Annotated in this window: 17 protein-coding genes; 15 read left to right on the forward strand and 2 right to left on the reverse strand. The window is 66.7% G+C overall.

The genetic code is table 11. From position 1 onward, the window contains the following. Positions 1-214 precede the first annotated feature (214 nt). The 13 genes from KB879_RS07280 to KB879_RS07340 all read left to right on the forward strand — a co-directional run bounded on the left by KB879_RS07280 (position 215) and on the right by KB879_RS07340 (position 13356). A complete protein-coding gene (locus KB879_RS07280; protein WP_153956162.1) occupies positions 215-1870 on the forward strand; it encodes a benzoate-CoA ligase family protein in 1656 nt (551 codons plus the stop codon). Positions 1871-1926: 56 nt separating this feature from the next. Next, positions 1927-2742 carry an alpha/beta fold hydrolase gene (locus KB879_RS07285; RefSeq protein ID WP_228772678.1) on the forward strand — a complete coding sequence of 272 codons (816 nt, stop codon included), beginning with the start codon at positions 1927-1929 and terminating at the stop codon, positions 2740-2742. A gap of 120 nt (positions 2743-2862) precedes the next feature. Continuing rightward, positions 2863-4065, forward strand: coding sequence for an ABC transporter substrate-binding protein (locus tag KB879_RS07290; RefSeq protein WP_013956428.1), 1203 nt, complete (start codon positions 2863-2865; stop codon positions 4063-4065). Positions 4066-4137: 72 nt separating this feature from the next. Then, positions 4138-5004 (forward strand): branched-chain amino acid ABC transporter permease, encoded by an 867-nt coding sequence (locus KB879_RS07295; protein WP_153956163.1) that lies wholly within the window; start codon positions 4138-4140, stop codon positions 5002-5004. 1 nt (position 5005) lies between these two features. Next, the gene (locus KB879_RS07300; RefSeq protein WP_013956430.1) at positions 5006-6103 is read left to right on the forward strand and encodes a branched-chain amino acid ABC transporter permease; all 1098 of its coding nucleotides are present in this window, start codon (positions 5006-5008) and stop codon (positions 6101-6103) included. After that, positions 6100-6870, forward strand: coding sequence for an ABC transporter ATP-binding protein (locus KB879_RS07305; RefSeq protein ID WP_013956431.1), 771 nt, complete (start codon positions 6100-6102; stop codon positions 6868-6870). Before KB879_RS07300 ends, KB879_RS07305 begins: the two co-directional genes overlap by 4 nt. Next, positions 6867-7580 carry an ABC transporter ATP-binding protein gene (locus tag KB879_RS07310; protein WP_013956432.1) on the forward strand — a complete coding sequence of 238 codons (714 nt, stop codon included), beginning with the start codon at positions 6867-6869 and terminating at the stop codon, positions 7578-7580. The genes KB879_RS07305 and KB879_RS07310 overlap by 4 nt, the downstream gene beginning before the upstream one ends. 300 nt (positions 7581-7880) lie before the next feature. Then, positions 7881-9782 carry a potassium transporter Kup gene (locus KB879_RS07315; protein ID WP_153956165.1) on the forward strand — a complete coding sequence of 634 codons (1902 nt, stop codon included), beginning with the start codon at positions 7881-7883 and terminating at the stop codon, positions 9780-9782. A 262-nt stretch (positions 9783-10044) separates the two neighbouring features. Beyond that, positions 10045-10449, forward strand: coding sequence for a hypothetical protein (locus KB879_RS07320; protein WP_153956166.1), 405 nt, complete (start codon positions 10045-10047; stop codon positions 10447-10449). Between the two features lie 206 nt (positions 10450-10655). Beyond that, complete coding sequence (locus KB879_RS07325; RefSeq protein WP_153956167.1) at positions 10656-11045, forward strand: hypothetical protein; 390 nt, start codon at positions 10656-10658, stop codon at positions 11043-11045. Positions 11046-11112: 67 nt separating this feature from the next. Next, the gene (locus KB879_RS07330) at positions 11113-12249 is read left to right on the forward strand and encodes an alpha/beta fold hydrolase (RefSeq protein ID WP_211980973.1); all 1137 of its coding nucleotides are present in this window, start codon (positions 11113-11115) and stop codon (positions 12247-12249) included. Between the two features lie 225 nt (positions 12250-12474). Then, entirely contained in the window at positions 12475-12915 is a 441-nt protein-coding gene (locus KB879_RS07335) for an Hsp20/alpha crystallin family protein (RefSeq protein ID WP_153956169.1), read from the forward strand. Between the two features lie 15 nt (positions 12916-12930). Beyond that, the gene (locus tag KB879_RS07340) at positions 12931-13356 is read left to right on the forward strand and encodes an Hsp20/alpha crystallin family protein (RefSeq protein WP_013956438.1); all 426 of its coding nucleotides are present in this window, start codon (positions 12931-12933) and stop codon (positions 13354-13356) included. Positions 13357-13553: 197 nt separating this feature from the next. Here the strand turns inward: KB879_RS07340 and KB879_RS07345 are convergent, their stop codons facing one another. Together KB879_RS07345 and KB879_RS07350 are read right to left on the reverse strand one after the other, a co-directional pair. Next, entirely contained in the window at positions 13554-14609 is a 1056-nt protein-coding gene (locus KB879_RS07345) for a bifunctional UDP-4-keto-pentose/UDP-xylose synthase (protein WP_013956439.1), read from the reverse strand. 43 nt (positions 14610-14652) lie between these two features. Further along, positions 14653-16407, reverse strand: coding sequence for a glycosyltransferase family 39 protein (locus KB879_RS07350; protein WP_153955269.1), 1755 nt, complete (start codon positions 16405-16407; stop codon positions 14653-14655). 304 nt (positions 16408-16711) lie between these two features. On the opposite strand from KB879_RS07350, the gene KB879_RS07355 reads away from it, so the two are divergent. After that, positions 16712-17383: a response regulator gene (locus tag KB879_RS07355; protein WP_013956441.1), complete on the forward strand. Its 672-nt coding sequence runs from the start codon at positions 16712-16714 to the stop codon at positions 17381-17383. After that, on the forward strand, positions 17380-18735 hold the full coding sequence (locus KB879_RS07360) for an ATP-binding protein (protein ID WP_153955270.1): 1356 nt from the start codon (positions 17380-17382) through the stop codon (positions 18733-18735). The genes KB879_RS07355 and KB879_RS07360 overlap by 4 nt, the downstream gene beginning before the upstream one ends. Positions 18736-18788 lie beyond the last annotated feature (53 nt).

The raw sequence follows: 18788 nt of genomic DNA on the forward strand, positions 1-18788 counted from the left end.
CCCTGGTGCGCCAAGTGGCGCGGCAGGCAGTCGGTTCGATAAAGCCTGTCCTATAGTGCATCCCCTCGCTTGCATAATAGTTGATATGAAATAAAATGCATCAACAAGCGGATGCCGGCATGCACATTGGCGGACATCGGCAAACAGAACAGCGACTGGACTGACGCTGGCGCGGCGCCCGTGGCCCGCGGCGCGACACCAAGGAGTGGAGACAATGACGCCCCCCAATACCGCCGCCGGCATGCCAGCGGCAGCATCGCCCGTGCTGCCGGATGTTCCACCCGCTACCGATGTCGTGGCGGCACTGCCCACCCGCTACAACGCCGCCGAGGACCTGCTGTCGCGCAATCTGGAGGCAGGGCGCGGGGGCAAGACTGCCTACATCGACGACACCACCTCGCTGACTTACGCCGAGCTCGATGCCCGCGCCCGCCGTTTTGCCGGCGCGCTGCGCGACGCGGGCTTCCGCCAGGAAGAGCGGCTGCTGCTGTGCGCGCTCGATACCATTGATTTCCCCACGGTATTTCTCGGCTGCCTGCTGGCGGGCGTTGTGCCGGTGGCGGTCAATACCCTGCTGACCGCGGACGATTACGCCTACATGCTTGGCCACAGCGGCGCGCGCGCCGTGGTGGTGTCGGAGCCGCTGCTGCCGGTGATGAAGGCGGCCATCGAGAAGAGCGGGCTGGCGCCGATGGTGATCCAGGCGGCGCCGCATGCCGATGGCGCGCCGGCGTGCAGCGTGGGCGCGATGCTGGCGCGCACGCGTTCCCCCGCGCAGACCGTGCGCAGCGGCCCGGACGACATGGCGTTCTGGCTGTATTCGTCGGGCTCGACCGGACGGCCCAAGGGCACCGTGCACACGCATGGCAACCTGTTCCATACGGCTGACCTGTATGCCCGCCAGGTGCTGGGCATCCGCGAAGACGACATGGTGTTCTCGGCCGCCAAGCTGTTCTTTGCCTACGGGCTGGGCAATGCGCTAACCTTTCCGATGTCGGTCGGCGCCACCACCGTGCTGATGGCCGAGCGGCCCACGCCGGCGGCCGTGTTCAGGCGGCTGCGCGAGCAGCGGCCCACGGTGTTCTGCGGCGTGCCCACGCTGTTTGCGGGCATGTTGGCGGCGCCTGAGCTGCCGCCGCGCGCCGAGGTGGCGTTGCGTGTATGCACCTCTGCCGGCGAGGCCCTGCCGCGCGATATCGGCGAACGCTTCCTGGCGCATTTCGGCTGCGACATCCTGGATGGCATCGGCTCCACCGAGATGCTGCATATCTTCCTGTCGAACCGGCCGGGTGAGGTGCGCTACGGCACCACCGGCAAGCCGGTGCCAGGCTACGCGCTGAAGCTGCTGGACGAGCGCGGCGAGCCGTGCGCGCCCGGCGAGATCGGCGATCTCTATATCAAGGGCCCCAGTGCCGCGCTGATGTACTGGTGCAACCGCGACAAGAGTCGCGATACCTTTGTCGGCGAATGGACGCGCAGCGGCGACAAGTACCTGTGCGATGCCGATGGCTACTACACCTATGCCGGCCGCAGCGACGACATGCTCAAGGTCGGCGGCATCTACGTGTCGCCGTTCGAGGTCGAGGCCGCGCTGGCGCAGCACCCGGCCGTGCTGGAGGCGGCGGTGATCGGCGTCACGGATGCCGACGAACTGGTCAAGCCCAAGGCCTTTGTCGTGCTGCGGCCCGGCCAACAATGGCATGACGGCATGGCGGCGGAACTGCAGGCCTTTATCAAGTCGCGCCTCGCGCCGTACAAGTACCCGCGCCAGATCGAATGCGTGCCCGAACTGCCCAAGACCGCGACCGGCAAGATCCAGCGTTTCCGCCTGCGCCAGCGCGAGCAAGCCGCGCGGGAGGCGGCGCAATGAAGCGCCCGTAGCTTCTGGACATTCCTTCTGAACCGATGCAAGACAATAGCGTGCCCATGCAAAGCAGCCTGGTGGAAATTCCCTTCGACAACCGCCGTATCCGGATCGAGTACCAGTGGCTGCGACCTGAACGCGCGCAGCGCCCGCTGGTGGTGTTCCTGCATGAGGGGCTGGGCTCGGTCAGCATGTGGCGCGATTTTCCGCGTGAATTTTGTGAAGCCGGCGACTATCGTGGCCTGGTGTTCTCGCGCTACGGCTACGGACGTTCGACGCCGCGGCCGCACGACGAAAAATGGCGTCCCGACTTCATGCATCGCCAGGCATGCGAGGCGCTGCCCGCATTGTTCGACGCGCTCGACATCGGTCCCGGCCGCGCGCACGGCATGCCCTGGCTGCTGGGTCACAGCGACGGCGGCTCGATCGCGCTGATCCACGCCGCCAGCTTTCCACAGGCGGTTGCCGGCATCACCGTGCTGGCGCCGCATATCGTGGTCGAAGACCTGTCGGTGCGCAGCATCGCGGGCACGCGCCGGGCTTACCTGGAAACCGACCTGCGCCAGCGGCTGGCGCGCCACCATGACGACGTCGATTCGGCCTTCTGGGGTTGGAACGATATCTGGCTCGACCCCGAATTCCGCCAGTGGGACCTGCGTCCGCTGCTGTCTGGGCTGCGCTGCCCGGTGCTGGCGGTGCAGGGCGAGGACGACGTGTACGGCACCATGGCGCAGATCGAGGGTATCCATCGATATGCCCCCCAGACCACCTTGCTTAAACTCGCGCGATGCGGGCATTCGCCACACCGGGACCAAAAAGAACCGTTGACGCTGGCTGCCGTTCGGCATATAAATCTGCATACTTCAAACCTAAAATAATTCGGCTTCCCGCCTGTTGCGAAGGGTCCTCACGGTGCATGCGCCAGCGCGGGACACGGCAAGGGCAGGGGTGACCGGCAACGGTCCAGCGAGCCACCGGCTTGACCACCAGGAGACACCATGCGTCGCTTCACCTCGCGCAGGCTTGCGCCTGCCTGCCTTGCCGTCGCCACCGTCTTTGCCATGGCCGGCGCGTCCGCGCAGCCAGCAGCCCCCGCACCCGCTGCACCCGGGGGAAAGATCAAGGTCGGCTTCATGCTGCCGTACACCGGCACCTACGCGGCCCTGGGGACGGCCATCGAGAACGGCTTCCGCATGTACGTGCAGCAGCAGGGCGGCAAGCTTGGCGGACGCGACATCGAGTACTTCAAGGTCGACGATGAATCCGATCCGGCCAAGGCGCCGGAGAACGCCACCAAGCTGGTCAAGCGCGACCAGGTCGACGTGGTGGTCGGCACGGTGCATTCGGGCGTGCAGATGGGCATCGTCAAGGTGGCCAAGGAGAACAACACGCTGCTGATCATTCCCAATGCCGGCGTGGATGAGGCAACAGGTCCGCTGTGCGGCCCCAATATCTTCCGCACCTCGTTCTCGAACTGGCAGCCGGGCTACGCCATGGGCCAGGTGCTGGGCGAGCGCGGCCTGAAGAAGGTGGTGACGCTGACCTGGAAGTACGCCGCCGGCGAACAGTCGGTGAAGGGCTTCAAGGAAGCGTTCGAGGCCAAGGGCGGCAAGGTGGTGAAGGAACTGAACCTGCCGTTCCCCAATGTCGAGTTCCAGGCGCTGATCACCGAAGTGGCGTCGCTCAAGCCTGACGCCGTGTTCGTGTTCTTTGCCGGCGGCGGCGCGGTCAAGTTTGTCAAGGACTGGGCTGCGGCGGGGCTCAAGGACAAGATTCCGCTGTACGGCTCGGGCTTCCTGACCGACGGCACGCTCGAAGCACAGGGCAACGCCGCGCAGGGGCTGGAAACCACGCTGCACTACGCCGATGGCCTGACCAACCCGCGCGACAAGAACTTCCGCCTGGACTACGCCAAGACCTACAAGCTGCAGCCGGACGTGTACGCAGTGCAGGGCTACGATGCCGCCCAGCTGCTGGCCGCCGGCGCCACGGCGGTGAAGGGCGACATGACGCGCAAGGCCGACCTGTACAAGGCCATGGGCGCGGCCAGGATCGACAGCCCGCGCGGCGCCTTCACGCTGTCCAAGGCGCATAACCCGGTGCAGGATTTCTACCTGCGCAAGGTCGACGGGCGCGAGAACAAGGTCAGCTCGGTGGCCGTCAAGGCACTGGCCGACCCGGCCCGCGGCTGCCGCCTCTGATCGGCTCTTCCGGAGCAGCCTGATACCGCGCCTTCGTCCTCCAGGGACAGGCGCGGTGGCGGCTGACGCAACATGGATATCGTCTCCTTCCTGATCCAGTGCCTGAACAGCGTCCAGTACGGCCTGCTGCTGTTCCTGGTGGCCAGCGGCCTGACGCTGATCTTCGGCATCATGGGCGTGATCAACCTCGCCCACGGCAGCTTCTACATGCTCGGCGCCTACCTGGCCTTCACGCTCGCCGGCCTGACCGGCAACCTGTTTATCGCCATCCCGCTCGGCATCGTGCTGGCGGTGGCATTCGGCTACGTGCTGGAATGGGCCTTCTTCAGCTACCTGTATGAGCGCGACCACCTGCAGCAGGTGCTGATGACCTACGGGCTGATCCTGGTGTTCGAGGAGTTGCGCAGCATCCTGGTCGGCGATGACGTGCACGGCGTGCAGGTGCCTGCGCTGCTGGACGGCTCGTTGGCGATCGGCAACGACATGACCTATCCGGTGTACCGCCTCTTTATCTCCGCGGTATGCCTGGTGGTGGCCCTGGCGATGTACTACGTGATCCGGCGCACCCGGCTGGGCATGATGATCCGCGCCGGCGCCACCAACCGCGAGATGGTGCAGTCGCTGGGCATCAACATCACGGTGCTGTACCGTTTCGTGTTCGCGCTGGGCGTGGCGCTGGCAGTGCTGGCCGGCATGATCGCCGCGCCGGTGTCGTCGGTCTATCCGGGCATGGGCGCGCAGGTGCTGATCGTCTGCTTCGTGGTGGTGGTGATCGGCGGCATCGGCTCGGTCAAGGGCGCGCTGGTGGCGTCGCTGCTGCTGGGCTTCGTCGATACCTTCGGCAAGGTGTTCTGGCAGGAGGCGGCCGGCGTGCTGATCTACCTGCTTATGGCGGTGATCCTGCTGTGGAAGCCGCAGGGGCTGTTCAAGGCAGGATGACATGAACCCGACGACATTGCCGGCGCGCCGGCACTCCTTGCGCAATGCCACGCTGGCCACCGGGCTGGGCTGGCTGGTGGCGTTCGCGGTGCTGGCGGCACTGCCGCTGCTGCTGACCGCGGACAGCAACAAGTTCTACATCGAGCTGCTCAGCAAGGTGATGATCATGGCGATCTTCGCGCTGTCGCTGCAGCTGCTGATCGGCTACACCGGGCTGGTCAGCCTGGGCCATGCCGCGTACTTCGCCATGGCGGCGTATGCCACCGCAATCCTGGCGCCGCAGGCCGGCCCGGGCAACGGCTGGCTGCTGCTGGCGGGTGCGCTGGCCGCGTCCGCGCTGCTGGCGCTGGTGGTGGGGGCGCTGGTGCTGCGCACCCGCGGCGTGTATTTCATCATGGTCACGCTGGCGTTCGCGCAGATGGTGTATTTCGTCTTCCATGACACCAAGATCGCGGGCGGCAGCGACGGCACCTATATCTACTTCCGGCCGGAATTCCCGGTGCCTGGCGAGCACCTGCTGACGGTCAACGATCCCACGCATTTCTACTGGATGGTATGGATCGGGCTGGTGCTGACGGTAGCGGTGCTGGCGCTGGTGCTGCGCTCGCGCTTCGGGCACGCGCTGGTCGGCATCCGCCACAACGAGCAGCGCATGCGCGCGGCCGGCTATGCCACCTACCGCTACCAGCTTGGCGCCTTTGTCGCGGGCGGGCTGCTGGCGGGGCTGGCCGGGTTTCTGTATGCGATCCAGTTTGGCTTCGTCAATCCGGAGATCGCGTCGTGGCACCAGTCCGGCAACGCCATGCTGATGGTGATCCTGGGAGGCGTGGGCAGCCTGGCCGGCGCGGTGCTGGGCGCGTTCTCGTTCGTGCTGCTGGCCGAGTGGTTCAGCACCCTGACCAAGCACTGGCAGCTGCTGATGGGCGGCTTCATCATCGTCGCGGTGGCACTGCTGCCGCGCGGACTGGTCAGCCTGCCGTCGGTGTTGCGGCACGGTCGCCGCGGACGCCGCAATGGCGATGCCGGCACCGGCACGGATGAGGCCGCGGGCGCCGCGGACAGCCGCCGCGAAGGACGCCGCAATACGGAGGCCGCATGACATCGCAAGGAACCCCGATCCTGCAGGCGCAGCAACTGACCCGGCGCTTCGGCGGCCTGACCGCCGTGGCGGGCGTCGACCTGTCGCTGGAGTTGCATGAGATCCATGCCGTGATCGGCACCAACGGCGCGGGCAAGTCCACGCTGATCAATATGCTGTCTGGCGAACTGCCGCCGTCGTCCGGCCGCCTGCACCTGAAGGGCGAGGACGTGACCGGCTGGTCGCAGCCGCGGCTGGCGCGCCATGGGGTCGGGCGCAGCTACCAGCGCAACAATATCTTCCTGCCGCTGACGGTGCGCGAAAACTGCCGGCTCGCCGCGCAATCGCGCGCGCAGCGCGCGTGGCGGCTGTGGGAAAGCGCCCAGGGCTGCCGCACCAGCGCCACGCTGGCCGACGAGGCCCTGGAGCGGGCCGGCCTGGCACCGCTGGCGGACCGGCTCGCCAGCGACCTGGCGCATGGCCAGAAGCGCCAGCTGGAGGTGGCGATGTGCCTGGCCACGCAGCCGGTCGCATTGCTGCTGGACGAGCCGCTGGCCGGCATGGGCGCGGAAGAGTCGGCGCGGATGCTGGCGCTGCTGCGCGGCCTGCGCGAGGGCCACGCCATCCTGCTGGTCGAGCATGACATGGACGCGGTGTTCTCGGTCGCCGACCGCATCACCGTGATGGTCAACGGCGCCGTGATTGCCACTGGCAGCCCCGAGGCGATCCGGACCAACCACGAGGTCCAGGTCGCTTACCTGGGCGAGGAAGAGAGCGAGGCCGCATGAATGCCCCGATGATCGAAGCCACCGGCATCAACGCCTGGTATGGCTCCAGCCACGTGCTGCGCGACGTCGACTTCACCGTGGGCGTGGGCGAAACGGTCGGGCTGCTGGGCCGCAACGGCATGGGCAAGAGCACGCTGCTGCGCACGCTGCTGGGCCATGTGCGCCAGCGCCAGGGGCAGATCCGCGTGGCTGGCCGCGACGTCTCGCGCGCGCAGCCGTTCGAGGTCGCGCGCCTGGGCGTGGCCTACGTGCCGGAGGGCCGCGGCATTTTCCCCAGCCTGTCGGTGCGTGAAAACCTGCTGATGGCCGCGCGCAAGGGCTGCAACGGCCGCAACGACTGGGACGAGGCGCGCGTGCTCGACTTGTTCCCGCGGCTGAAGGAACGCCTGTCCCATGGCGGCCAGCAGTTGTCCGGCGGCGAGCAGCAGATGCTGTCCATCGGCCGCGCGCTGATGACCAATCCCGACTGCCTGGTGCTGGACGAGGCCACCGAAGGGCTGGCCCCGCGCATCGTGCGCGAGATCTGGGCGGTCATCGCCACCGTGCGCGGCACCGGCATCGCCTCGGTCGTGGTCGACCGCAATTTCCGCTCGGTGCTGGCCCACGCCGACCGCGCCGTGGTGCTGGAAAAGGGCCGGGTGGTGATGTCTGGCCCCGCGTCGGATCTTGCCGGCAAGCCCGAAGCGCTGGACCGCTATCTGGGCGTTTGAGGTGGAAAGCGCCGCATAAGACCCTTATGTTGTCCTGCCGCAACGCTGCTTGCGGGCGCAAGGACACGCTGTTTTGCTCTCCCGGGGCTTGACCATCCGCCGCTTCCCTCCCATCCTTGCGAAGTCACGAAAGCGGCATCCCTTTTTGCCGCAGTGGTCGATCGTCGACAGTTCATCTAAAATTGCGCGCGTTTGTGCGATGCAATAGAAGAAGTTAGCGGACCCGCAGCCACCGCGTCAGGGCCGGGTCGCCGGAGAGGCATCAATCGCCCGCGAGCCCGGTCAATCAGACCAATACTCATGACCCAATCCGCAACAACCAGTCATTATTTTGTCGAAAGCCCCAGTACGCGGGCGCTGATCGTGGGAGCGATCGGTGTCGTCTTCGGGGATATCGGCACCAGCCCGCTTTACGCGCTCAAGGAGTGCTTCAGCCAGGAACACGGCATTCCCTTCAGCGCTGATGCCGTGCTTGGCATCATCTCGATGCTGTTCTGGGCGATGATCATCGTCGTTTCGCTCAAGTACGTGATGTTCGTGATGCGCGCTGATAACGACGGCGAGGGCGGCGTGCTGGCCCTGATGGCGCTGGCGCTGCGCACAGCGGCACCGCGCTCGCGTATGGCGCGCCTGCTGATGATGCTGGGCATCTTTGGTGCCTGCATGTTCTATGGCGATGCGGTCATTACGCCGGCAATCTCAGTGCTGTCGGCGGTGGAAGGGCTGGAGATCGCCGCGCCGGGCCTGTCGCAATTCGTCATTCCGATCACGCTGGTCATCCTGTGTGCGCTGTTCCTCATCCAGCGCAGCGGCACGCATGCCGTGGGCAAGTTGTTCGGCCCGATCATGGTTGCGTGGTTCCTCGCGCTTGGTGCGCTGGGGCTGCTGCACCTGGTGAAGGCGCCGGGCATCCTTCTGGCAGTCAGCCCGCACTATGCGATCAGCTTCCTGATGGAGCATTCGCTGCAGGCCTTCGTCGTGCTGGGTTCGGTGTTCCTGGTGCTGACCGGTGCCGAGGCCCTGTACGCGGACATGGGCCACTTCGGCGCGCGCCCGATCCGGTATGGGTGGTTCGCGCTGGTGATGCCCTGCCTGATGCTCAACTATTTTGGCCAGGGCGCGATGTTGCTGAACAATCCGGCAAACATCTCCAATCCCTTCTACCTGATGGTGCCGGACATGCTGCAGCTGCCGATGGTGCTGCTGGCGACCGCCGCCACTGTGATTGCTTCGCAGGCCGTGATCTCGGGAGCCTTCTCGCTGACCAGCCAGGCGATCCAGCTTGGCTTCGTGCCGCGCATGCGCATCCGCTATACCTCTGCAGCAGAAATCGGCCAGATCTACCTGCCGGTGATCAACTGGATCCTGCTGGTACTGGTGGTGATCGTGGTGGTGGCGTTCAAGAAGTCTGAGAACCTGGCGGCTGCCTACGGTATTGCCGTCACGACGACCATGGTGATCACGACCTTCCTGGCGGCCGTCGTGATGCGTAATGTCTGGAAGTGGCATCCGGTGCTGGTCACGCTGATCGGCCTGTCATTCCTGCTGGTCGACCTGGCGTTCTTCTCGGCCAACCTGCTGAAGATTGCCGAAGGCGGCTGGTTCCCTCTGTTGATGGGCGGTACGGCCTTCTTCCTGCTGATGACCTGGCACAGCGGCCGCAAGCTGCTGCGCGCGCGCAGCCTGGAAGACGGCATCCCGCTCGAGCCCTTTATCGCCGGGCTGCTGGCGCACCCGCCGCACCGGGTCGAGGGCACCGCGGTGTTCCTGACCGGCAATACCGACTCCGTGCCGGTATCGCTGCTGCACAACCTGAAGCACAACCGCGTGCTGCATGAGCGCGTGGTGTTCCTGACCTTCGTCACGCGCGATATCCCCTACGTGGACGACAACCAGCGCGTGAGCAGCAAGGACCTCGGCGGCGGCGTCTTTATCCTGAAGTCCGAATACGGCTTCAAGGAAACGCCAGATGTGCAGAGGGTGCTGGACCTGGCCGACCACAAGCTTGGCATGCACTTCGAGCTGATGGAGACCTCGTTCTTCATCGCGCGCGAATCGGTGATTCCGTCCAAGCTGCCGGGCATGCCGATGTGGCGCGAGAGCCTGTTCGCCTGGATGCACCAGAACGGCGCCAAGCCGTCGGACTTCTTCCAGATCCCGGCCAACCGGGTGGTGGAGCTGGGCACCAAGGTCGAGATCTGAGCGCGCGGGCCCCGGCGCCCGCTTCCGTCGAACTCAGCAACCCCCGGACGCGCCGCCAGGCAACCCGGGGGTTTTGCTTTCTGCCTGGTTTGCGCCGCCTGCAGCCCGGCCCTCGGGGCGCATGTCCCGGGAAGTCGCGCATTGCGGACCCCGAACTGGGACACCGGCCTCATGCGTGCACACCGCCCCGCGCCACACAATGCAACCCTCAGCTTGTCACTGACCGCCTTCAAGGCGGTCTCTTCCAGAAGGAGCCTGTGCCATGTGCGCGTTGCAGCAGTGGTCTCGCCAGTCCAGCCGGCATGCCGACGGTATCCGTCGCATCCGTCGGCTGCGACGGGCGCTGCCGCCGTGGCTGCCGCTGCTGCTGCCGGCGCTCCTGCTGCTCTACGTCTTCTGTCATTCACATGCGAACTGGGAATCGTGCCTCGCCTCACTGCGTGAGCTGAGTCACGATCACGGCGCGCCGGCGCGCGAGCTGGGACGCGCGTTGTCGCTGGCGCGCTCCCTGCGCGGACGCCAGGCACCGGATCCGGCTGCCTGGCACGCCGCGGTGCAGCTGGCCGCCGACCGGGGGGCGGCGTGCCTGGCAGCACTCGGGCGCAGTCCGGCGCGGCTGCTGCCGTCGCTGACAGCGCTGTTCGCGATGCTCGCATGGCTGCACTAGGGCGGCCGCTTTCCCGCATCCGCATAACACTGATCCAGGAGTCAGGCGCTGCGCCGCTGCCATGATGGGATGGCAGCCGGCTTGCGCCAGGCAACGGCTGGCACGGCTCGAGGCGATCCCGTGCGGCCCGTGCTGTTTCGTAGCCGATCGCCCGCATGAGGCGTGCCGTCGCGGCAATGCCGCCGGCATCCCTGTTGGAGATTGCAATGCATGAGAATTTTGCCAAGACCCTGCTAGTCGCTGCCGCACTCGCCGCCGGGTTCAGTCATGCCGCCCACGCCGGTGCATATGGCGAAGCCCTGGCCGCTGCCGTGCCGCGCCACAACGCGCAGCGCGACGCCTTCACGGACGGCGCGCGCAGTCCGGCCGCCGAGGCCGCGATGCGGCCCGTGGTGGCTCGCGGCAGCATGTCAGTGTGCGTGGTCCGTGGCTTTGATCCGAACCGGGATGCGAAGCGCAAGCCTGATCCATACACGGATGGCGCGCGCATGGGACGCTTCGATCCCTTTACCGAGGGGACGCATATCAGTTCTCGCGATGGTTTCACCGACGGCGCGCGCAGCGATGCACGCGGCAGCGAGGAATGCCTGTCCTGAGTGATCGACGGCGCTTTGGCGCCGCCCATCCTTTGCCTAAGCTAGGGAAGTCACGCGGCGCGCCCGCATGGCAGCCGCGGCCCGCGGCTGCCGGCAGGCCGTCCCAGCACCGCGCGGCCCCGACATGCCGATGTTCAAGCAGCAGCTCCGCCTGTGCACCAGCCGTGACGGCGTTCGCCTTGCGTACGCCATCACGGGCAGCGGCGCGCCGCTGGTCAAGGCGGCCAACTGGATGAGCCACCTGGAGTTCGACGTCGGCAGCCCGGTGTGGAGCCACATGATCACGGCGCTGTCTGCCACGCATACGCTGATCCGCTATGACGAGCGCGGCTGCGGGCTCTCTGACCGGGATATCGAGGACCTGTCCTTCGACGCGTGGCTGCGCGACCTGGAAACCATCGTCGACGCCACCGGGGTGGACCATTTTCCGTTGCTGGGCATCTCGCAGGGCGCGTCGATTGCCGTCGCCTACGCGGTCGCGCATCCCGAGCGGGTCAGCCATCTGGTGCTGCACGGTGGCTACGCGCGGGGGCGCCTGAAGCGCGACCACCTGAGCCAGCGCCTGCTGGAAGAGGCCGAGCTGATGAACAAGCTCGCCGAGCTTGGCTGGGGCCAGGAGAATCCGGCTTTCCGCCAGTTCTTCACCACCCAGTTCATCCCCGGCGGCACGGCCGAGCAGCATGCATGGTTCAATGAACTGGAGCGGGTCTCGACCTCGCCGCTGAATGCCGCACGCTTCATGCGCGTCTTCAATGAGATCGACGTGGTGGCGCTGCTGCCCCAGGTATCGTGCCCGACACTGGTGCTGCACGCGGTGCGCGATGCGCGCGTGCCGTTCGACGAAGGGCGCCTGATCGCCAGCGAGATTCCCGGCGCGCGCTTCGTGCCGCTGGAAAGCGGCAATCACCTGTTGCTGGAAACCGAGCCCGCATGGCTGCGCTGGCTGGACGAGGTGCGCGCCTTCCTGCAGGCTGGGGAGCCAGTGCGCGACCCGGCCTTCACCGCGCTGACACGGCGCGAGCGCGATATCGTCGAACTGATCGCGCAGGGCCGCGACAACGCCCAGATCGCCGCGCATCTTGACCTGTGTGAAAAGACCGTGCGCAACCACATCACCAGCATTTTCGCCAAGCTGGAAGTGGAGAACCGCGCGCAGGCCATCGTGCTGGCGCGCAAGGCCGGCTTCGATCGCGCCGGCGCCTGAATTCCGGACCTGAGGCTGTGATGCGGTCGATACCTGCCAGCGTCAGATTGTCCCGCTATCCGACCCCTTGAAATTCGCGCGGGGCAGCACTAATTATGGATTGCCCAGTCGTCGCGGCAACGCGGCGCTGCGTGTTTTCCGTTGGTTTGCAGCGGCCTGGCAGGAGGCCAGGTGCACTACATCAGGGTCCTGCGCCTCCCCGCTGCATAGAAGGAGGATCTAACCATGAGTGACTTCTTTTTCGGGAACGACCCGTTCAGTGAATTCGACCGGATGCAACGGCAGATGGCGAATCTCTTCGGCGGGTTTTCAACCAGCCTGCGCTCCGGGCGTTTCGGGGCGTTCCCCCCGCTGAATATCGGCGCGACCGATGACTCGATCGAGATCGTGGTGTTCGCGCCCGGCATCAAGACGGACCAGCTCGAGGTATCGATCGACAAGGGCCTGCTGACCATCAGCGGCGAGCGTGCCCAGGTGCAGCCGGAGGGCGAAGCCGAGATACGGCCCTATGCGCAGGAGCGCTTCTTCGGCAGCTTCCGCCGCGTGATCGAGTTGCCGCAGTCGGCCGATCCGGACAAGGTGCAGGCACGCTATACCAACGGCTGCCTCTCGATCAGCGTAGGCAAGCGCGAAGCGTCGCGTCCGCGCGCCATCACCGTCAGCTAACGTGAGGAGGACGCCATGAACGATTCGAAGCAGGTCGTCCAGCGCGACCAGAACACAAGCGGCCAAGGCGAGCGGGGCGCCGTCGCGCAACGCCGCGAGGAAATCCAGACCATGACGCTGGTGCCCGCGGTCGATATCTACGAAACCTCAGCAGGAGTCACGCTGTGGGCGGATCTGCCCGGCGTGCCGCGCGAGAACCTCGAGGTCAACGTCCACGACAGCAGCCTGCGCATCGAAGGCGAAGCCGTCGTGCCGACGCCCGCGAGCCTGCGCGTGCAGCATGCCGAGATTCGGCAGCCGCGCTATGCACGTACGTTTACGCTCAGCCCGGATCTTGACGCCTCGCGCATCGAGGCCAACTTGCAGGACGGCGTGCTGAAGCTGACGATCCCGCGCAGGGAAGAGGCGCGGCCGCGGCGGATTGAAGTGTCGGTCGGCTGAGGCCGCGGGTGTGCTCCCCTCTCCCGCTTGCGGGAGAGGGGCAGGGGGTGAGGGCAGGCACAGGCATACCGACACGCGTTACTTCGTCGATACACCTGGCCCTCACCCCAACCCTCTCCCGCAAGCGGGAGAGGGAGTACCCAAGCCAGAAGGAACGCCAGCAGGCTTCGGCATGCGGCTTGAGACTGCCTCCAGCCTCACCCCTGGTTCACCAACGTCCTTGCGTCCGTCACGTGCGTGCGATACGCCTCGAAGATGCGGCGCAGCGCCGCTTCCATGCTGATCCCGGGCTTCCAGCCCAGTTCTTCGATGGTGTTGTCGATCTTCGGCACGCGGTGCTGCACGTCCTGGTAGCCCTTGCCATAGAAGTCGCCCGAGGAGGTCTCGATGATCTGCGTCTTGCGCGCTTCGTCGGCGTATTCCGGATAGTCGGCGGCCATCTTCAGCATCATCTCGGCCAGCTCGCGCACCGAGTGGATATTGCCCGGGTTGCCGATGTTGTAGATCTTGCCGCTGGCCACGCCGTTGGGGTTCTCGATGATGCGCATCAGCGCGTCGATGCCGTCGGCGATATCGGCAAAGGCGCGCTGCTGGGCGCCGCCGTCGACCAGCTTGATCGGCTCGCCGCGCACGATATGGCCGAGGAACTGCGTCACCACGCGCGACGAGCCTTCCTTCGATTCGAAGATCGAATCCAGCCCGGCGCCGATCCAGTTGAACGGACGGAACAGGGTGTAGTTCAGGCCTTGCTCCATGCCGTAGGCGTGGATCACGCGGTCCATCAGCTGCTTGGAGCAGGCGTAGATCCAGCGCGGCTTGTTGATCGGGCCGTAGACCAGCGGCGAGGCCTCGGGGTCGAACTCTTCGTCGCTGCACATGCCGTAGACCTCGGAGGTCGACGGGAACACCAGGTGCTTGCCGTACTTGACCGCGGCGCGCACGATCGGCAGGTTGGCCTCGAAGTCCAGCTCGAACACGCGCAGCGGCTGGCGCACATAGGTGGCCGGGGTGGCGATGGCCACCAGCGGCAGTACCACGTCGCACTTGCGGATGTTGTACTCGATCCACTCCTTGTTGATGGTGATGTCACCCTCGAAGAAGTGCATGCGCGGGTGGTCGACGAGGTCGCCGAGGCGGTCCGACGACATGTCCATGCCGTAGACCTCCCACGGCGTGGTTTCCAGGATGCGGCGCGTCAGGTGGTGGCCGATGAAGCCGTTGACGCCGAGGATCAGTATTTTCTTGCCTTGCATTGCGTTTGACGATGGCATGGGAAAACGGAACTCGCTGGCGCGGCTAGCGCGCGCCAGCGATGGGGAAGTTGGCGACGGCCACGCGCCGCCAGTCGCGCGCGACCACATGCATCGGCACGCGCGCACTCAGCTCGGCAAAGGTCTGCGGCGACAGCAGCGCGACGGCGCGCGGACCGTGCAGCCAGGCATCGATGAAGGCATCGACGGTGGGCAGCCATTTCTGCGGCTCCTGTTCGGTGCCGAAGGTTAGTTCGTCGGCTCGCGCCACCATGGTGAGCGGATGGTGCAGGTAGAACGGCAGCGTATGGTCCAGCATGCCGACGCCATAGAGCGGCATGCCAGGCTCCAGTACGCGCGCGATCGGCGCCACCATGTCGATGCCCGACGCCGAGCGGCCGATGGTTTCATGGCCGAGCAGGGCGGTGGAGAATGCCAGCAGCATCCCGAATGCATAGGCCGTAATACTGGCCATGGGCCCGTGCCGGCGCTGCAGCCACAGGCCCGCCACGGCGCTCAGCATCACCAGCGCGAACGCCAACGCCGCCCACACGGCATAGGCGCGGTACAGCGCGTTGGGCGTGTTGTTGGAATCGAGCGTGGCCACGTAGGGGCTGGCCAGCAGCCCGATCGCGCCGACGACCAGCATCGCCCGCAACTGTCGGCGCCAGGCACGCTCGCCGGTCTGCACCAGCGCCGCACCCGCCAGCATCCCAAGCGCCGGGAACACCGGCAGGATATAGCCGGGGAGCTTGGATCCGGACAGGCTGAAGAAGACGAAAATCGACGCGGCCCACAGCGCCGCCATCAGGGCAGGCTGGAACGGCCGCGAACTGCTTGCGTCGGCGACGCCGGCACGTTGCCGGACGGCGCGCACCATGCCGGGCACCAGCCCCAGCCATGGCAGGAAGCCACCGATCACCAGCGGCACGAAGTACCACAGCGCACCCTTGCGCGCATGCACGGTCGAGGTATAGCGCTGCCAGTGCTCGTGGATAAAGAAAAAGCGCAGGAATTCCGGGTTGCGCCGCGCCACCAGCCAGTACCACGGCACTGCCACCAGCAGCATCACCACGATGCCGGCCGGCACATGCAGCCTTCGCCACAGTGCCAGGTCGCGCGTCACGCAGGTGTAGATCACCAGCACCAGGCCGGGCAGCGCCAGGCCGACCAGCCCCTTGGTCAGCACGGCCACGCCCATCGCGGCCCAGCACGCCAGCATCCAGTTGCGGCGCGCGGCGGGCGTTGTGCCCGGATGCTGGGCCAGCAGCATGCACGCCAGCACGCAGGCCATGACGCCGGACAGCGTCATGTCCAGCGTATTGAAATGCGCGGCGACGTTCCACATCGGTGCGGACGCCAGCACCAGACCCGTCAACAGTCCGGCGCGCGCGCCGAACCAGCGTGCCGCGGCCAGCATCGACATGCCCAGCCCGGCGATGCCGGCCAGCGCCACGCACAGCCTTGCCTGCCATTCGCCGACGCCGAACAGTGCGTACGACAGTGCCGTCACCCACATATGGAAGGGCGGTTTCTCGAAGTACTTCAGCGCGTTGTAGCGGATGGTGACCCAGTCGCCGGTGCTCAGCATCTCACGCGCGATCTCGGCATAGCGGCCTTCGTCGGGGCCGAGCAGGTGGCGCACGCCCAGCGTGCCGAACCAGACCAGCGCGAACGCCAGCGCCACCAGCGTCACCGTCAGGGCGGGCATGCCGGCGATGCGCGCGGCATGGCCGGGGTCGCCGGCCCGGGCGGCGTCAAGCCTGCGCACGGCGGCAGAGCGATTGGGACGTTGAGGCATGGCAGGAACGTCGTGGCCTGGAGGCGGGTGTGACGGCAAGGGCGGCGGTGGCTTGGGTAGGGTGCTGAGGCGGCGCTGCGAGGCAGCGCGGCCCGGCGGCATGGCCATGACAACGCCGGCTGGAGGTGCGGCGTTGACTAAGGCTGGGTCCTGGCGCGGAGAGGGCGAGAATAATGGGCAAACCTTAATGGCAGATTAAGCGGGCGCGCACATAATGGCCACGATGCGTTCCAGGCACGATGCCGCACGCACTCGTGTGACTGGTGGATAACACCGGAAGGATAAACAAACCCAGCCCGGAAAAATGAGAATCCTGATCGTTGAAGACGCCCCGATGCTGGGCGACGGGCTTCGCCGCGGCCTGCAACTGCTGGACTATGCGGTCGACTGGTTCAGCACCGGCGCTGAAGCCGACCATGCACTCGGCGTGGTCCACTACGATGCCGTGGTGCTGGACCTGGGCCTGCCAGGGGAAGACGGCATGTCGCTGCTCGCGCGCTGGCGTGCGCGCGGCTGCCGCATCCCGGTGATTGTGCTGACCGCGCGCGATGCGATCGACAGCCGCATCGGCGGCCTTGACGCCGGCGCCGACGACTACCTGGTCAAGCCGATCGCGCTCGATGAGCTGGCGGCACGGCTGCGTGCCGTCACCCGCCGCGCCGCGGGCCTGTCGTCGCCAGTGTGGAAGCACGGCGCGCTGGAATTCCACCCGGCCGCGCGCCAGGCGTACTGGCAGGGCCAGCCGGTGGAACTGACCAGCCGCGAAGCCATGTTGCTGGAGCTGCTGCTGGCGCACCCCAACCGGCTGCTGACGCGCGACTTCCTGCGCGACAAGCTTTATGACTGGCAGGGCGGCATCGAGAGCAACGCACTGGAGGTGCATATCCACCACCTGCGCCGCAAGATTCATCCGAAGATCGTGCGCACCTTCCGCGGCGCGGGCTACACGCTGGGCGCGGCGGAGGATTGCATATGACGTTGCAGCGCCGGCTCATCTTTGCGGTGCTGATCGCCGCGCCGGTGGTGTGGCTGCTGACCATCGGCCTGACCTACGTGCGGGCCCGGCATGAGATCAATGAGCTCTATGACACTGACATGGTGCGCATGGCGCTGCAGATGCATTCGGTGGTCCCGCTGGTCGATGTCGCCGCTGCGCCGTCGCGCACGCGGCTGCCGCAGCTGGTGGAAGGTGACCAGGGCGACGCCGGGCTGGGCGATTTGGCCATCGCGGCGTGGCTGCCAGACGGCAAGTCGCTGCATATCGATCCCGAGGGCGACCTGCTGCCACGCGCCCCCGGCGTCAAGGGCTTTACCGAGATCACCATCAACAAGAAGGCCTGGCGGCTCTACTACCTCGACGACCCCGACACCGGCTGGCGTGTCTGTGTCGGCCAGCAGATCGGCGAGCGCAACGAGCTGATCCTGTCCTATATCGCCGCGCAGGTGTTGCCGTGGGCCGCGGGGCTGCCGGTGCTGATCGGGCTGCTGATCTGGTTCATGCGGCGCGCGCTGGCGCCGGTGCGGGCGCTGTCCTCGGACATCGAAGGGCGCGCCCCGGAGGACCGCCGACCGCTCAGCCTCAAGGCCGTGCCCGGTGAACTGGTGCCGCTGGTGCATGCGATGAACCGGCTGCTGGCGCGCGTATCGGATTCAATCGAACACGAACGGCGCCTGACCGCCGATGCGGCGCACGAGATGCGCACGCCGCTGGCCGCGCTCAAGGCGCAGTGGGAGATAGCCGAGCGCTCGCCTGACGCCGACGAACGCGCGCAGGCGCGCGCCAATGTGGCATCCGGCATCGACCGCATCGGCCGGCTGGTGTCGCAGTTGCTGACACTGAGCCGGCTGGAGGATGCCTCGGCGCCGCCTTCGCGCCAGCCTGTCAACTGGCTGCCCGTGGCGCAGCAGGCGCTGTCCGACTGCCTGGGCCTGGCCCAGCAGAAACAGGTCGACGTCGAGCTGGAATGGCCGGCCCGGGGCCATCCCCCATTGCCGGTGGCGGGCGACACCAGCCTGCTGTCGCTGATGCTGCGCAACCTGCTCGACAACGCCATCCGCTACAGTCCGCCCGGTGCGCTGGTGACGGTCGATTTCCAGCCTGACGGCATCACCGTGCGCGACCAGGGGCCGGGCGTGGCGCCGGACGTGCTGGCACGGCTGGGAGACCGCTTTTTCCGCGGTGGCAGCGGGCAGCGCGAGCAGGGGCACGGCCTTGGCATTTCCATCGCGCGGCGCGTGGCGCGGCTGCATGGGCTGGAAATTGCGTTTGCCAACCGCTCGGATGGGGCCGGGAAGGGCCTGGCTGTGCGGATCGGGCGCGGCGGCTGAAAGCGAAAACGCCCCGCACGGCTTCCCGTGCGGGGCGTCTTGCCATGCGCTTG

This window comes from Cupriavidus sp. KK10, from assembly GCF_018223725.1.
In the GTDB taxonomy this organism is placed as follows: Bacteria; Pseudomonadota; Gammaproteobacteria; order Burkholderiales; family Burkholderiaceae; genus Cupriavidus; species Cupriavidus necator.

Excerpts from the sequence above, each read along its gene's own strand:
- KB879_RS07330 (WP_211980973.1), top strand. The coding sequence starts at position 11,113 with ATGGCAGCCGCGGCCCGCGGCTGCCGGCAGGCCGTCCCAGCACCGCGC.
- KB879_RS07340 (WP_013956438.1), top strand. The coding sequence starts at position 12,931 with ATGAACGATTCGAAGCAGGTCGTCCAGCGCGACCAGAACACAAGCGGC.
- KB879_RS07290 (WP_013956428.1), top strand. The coding sequence starts at position 2,863 with ATGCGTCGCTTCACCTCGCGCAGGCTTGCGCCTGCCTGCCTTGCCGTC.
- KB879_RS07325 (WP_153956167.1), top strand. The coding sequence starts at position 10,656 with ATGCATGAGAATTTTGCCAAGACCCTGCTAGTCGCTGCCGCACTCGCC.
- KB879_RS07345 (WP_013956439.1), bottom strand. The coding sequence starts at position 14,609 with ATGCAAGGCAAGAAAATACTGATCCTCGGCGTCAACGGCTTCATCGGC.
- KB879_RS07280 (WP_153956162.1), top strand. The coding sequence starts at position 215 with ATGACGCCCCCCAATACCGCCGCCGGCATGCCAGCGGCAGCATCGCCC.
- KB879_RS07350 (WP_153955269.1), bottom strand. The coding sequence starts at position 16,407 with ATGCCTCAACGTCCCAATCGCTCTGCCGCCGTGCGCAGGCTTGACGCC.
- KB879_RS07360 (WP_153955270.1), top strand. The coding sequence starts at position 17,380 with ATGACGTTGCAGCGCCGGCTCATCTTTGCGGTGCTGATCGCCGCGCCG.
- KB879_RS07305 (WP_013956431.1), top strand. The coding sequence starts at position 6,100 with ATGACATCGCAAGGAACCCCGATCCTGCAGGCGCAGCAACTGACCCGG.
- KB879_RS07295 (WP_153956163.1), top strand. The coding sequence starts at position 4,138 with ATGGATATCGTCTCCTTCCTGATCCAGTGCCTGAACAGCGTCCAGTAC.
- KB879_RS07355 (WP_013956441.1), top strand. The coding sequence starts at position 16,712 with ATGAGAATCCTGATCGTTGAAGACGCCCCGATGCTGGGCGACGGGCTT.
- KB879_RS07315 (WP_153956165.1), top strand. The coding sequence starts at position 7,881 with ATGACCCAATCCGCAACAACCAGTCATTATTTTGTCGAAAGCCCCAGT.
- KB879_RS07300 (WP_013956430.1), top strand. The coding sequence starts at position 5,006 with ATGAACCCGACGACATTGCCGGCGCGCCGGCACTCCTTGCGCAATGCC.
- KB879_RS07310 (WP_013956432.1), top strand. The coding sequence starts at position 6,867 with ATGAATGCCCCGATGATCGAAGCCACCGGCATCAACGCCTGGTATGGC.
- KB879_RS07320 (WP_153956166.1), top strand. The coding sequence starts at position 10,045 with ATGTGCGCGTTGCAGCAGTGGTCTCGCCAGTCCAGCCGGCATGCCGAC.
- KB879_RS07335 (WP_153956169.1), top strand. The coding sequence starts at position 12,475 with ATGAGTGACTTCTTTTTCGGGAACGACCCGTTCAGTGAATTCGACCGG.
- KB879_RS07285 (WP_228772678.1), top strand. The coding sequence starts at position 1,927 with ATGCAAAGCAGCCTGGTGGAAATTCCCTTCGACAACCGCCGTATCCGG.